The sequence below is a fragment of the Streptomyces sp. NPDC002044 genome (assembly GCF_040296725.1).
Classification (GTDB): domain Bacteria; phylum Actinomycetota; class Actinomycetes; order Streptomycetales; family Streptomycetaceae; genus Streptomyces; species Streptomyces antarcticus.
In genome coordinates this window covers 1-1,205 of sequence record NZ_JBEOXU010000330.1, presented here as the reverse complement: position 1 = coordinate 1,205, position 1,205 = coordinate 1, and the positions used below count along the sequence as shown (strand labels likewise).

Sequence of the window (1,205 nt, the reverse complement as noted above, 5' to 3'; positions counted from 1 at the left end):
GGTGCCCTGATCAAGTCCTCGCCCGCCTCCCACTCCTCCCCAGCTCGATCCAACAGCGACACGCCGTTGCGGCATGTCGTGAGCGAATCCTGTTATCGTCTCCTCACCGAATGACTTCCCTGACAGAAACCTCGTTGAAGACTCATCCACACGGCTGGTCGGATCGAGCGCAACTCGGCGGAACGTCACGCAAAGCACGAGCTGCCGAGGAGAGTTGGTCCCGTGGAGAAGATCGCTGTAGCAAGCCAGAAGGGCGGCCCGGGCAAGACCACCACGACGGTGAACCTCGCGGCCGGCCTCGCTCTCACCGGCGCTCGCGTCGTCGTGCTCGACATCGAACCGCAAGCCCAGGCCGGACAGGCGCTGGGTGTCCGTCTGAGCAAGGCGCAGATCGGCCTGTCCCTCGGGCTCAAGCTCCAGATGGCGGCCCAGGGAGTACCCACAGGGGTGCGGGACATCCTCATCGACCGCAGCGAGCTGCTTCACAAGTTCAAGGGGACGGGCCAGTTGTTCCTGCTCGCCTCCGAGCAGCACACGATGGCGAACGCGCAGCACATCCTGCATGCCGCGGGAAACGAGAAGGTCCAAGTCCTGCGCGAGCTGCTGGCTGAGATCGAAGACGACTTCGACTACGCGGTCTTCGACACGCCTCCCGCGGTCGAGGCACTCAACGGTGTCGCACTGGCGGCGAGCGACTACGCCCTCACCCTGTGCCTGCCCAAGCACGCCACCGTCGAAGGCGCCGTCGCGATGCGTTCGACGATTCGCCACGTGAAGGACCGGACGAACGCGGATCCCAAGTTCCTCGGCGCCGTGCTCAACATGGCCAAGCCGCCTTCGGACTGGTCGCAGGAGGAGATGGAGGTCCGGGATCTGATGATCGACACGAATCTGCATCCCTTCGACACGGACATCCGCGAGGACACCCGCATCTCCCGGAGCTATGCCATAGGAGTCCCCTCGGTCCTCGGCTACGCCAACCACGCCCCCGGCAAGCGGTACGCCAAGTTCCTCCAGGAAGTCCTTGACCGTATGGACACCCCCGAGGCCGAGTGGGAGATCGCCCAGCGGGTGGAGGCTCAGCTGAACGGCGAGCCGAGGGAGCGCGTCGGTGTCTGACGGACAGGCAGTGCATCACCGCGACCAACCCGGGCTCCGGCAAGTCGCTGCTCTCGCGGATCATGGGTGACCTCTTCGGGCTCAAA

General features: G+C 65.0%; 1 protein-coding gene. It reads left to right on the top strand.

Annotated elements, in window-relative coordinates; translation table 11 throughout:
* The first annotated feature begins 222 nt into the window (after positions 1 to 222).
* A complete protein-coding gene (locus ABT106_RS32005) occupies positions 223 to 1,119 on the top strand; it encodes a ParA family protein (RefSeq protein WP_351284580.1) in 897 nt (298 codons plus the stop codon).
* Positions 1,120 to 1,205 lie beyond the last annotated feature (86 nt).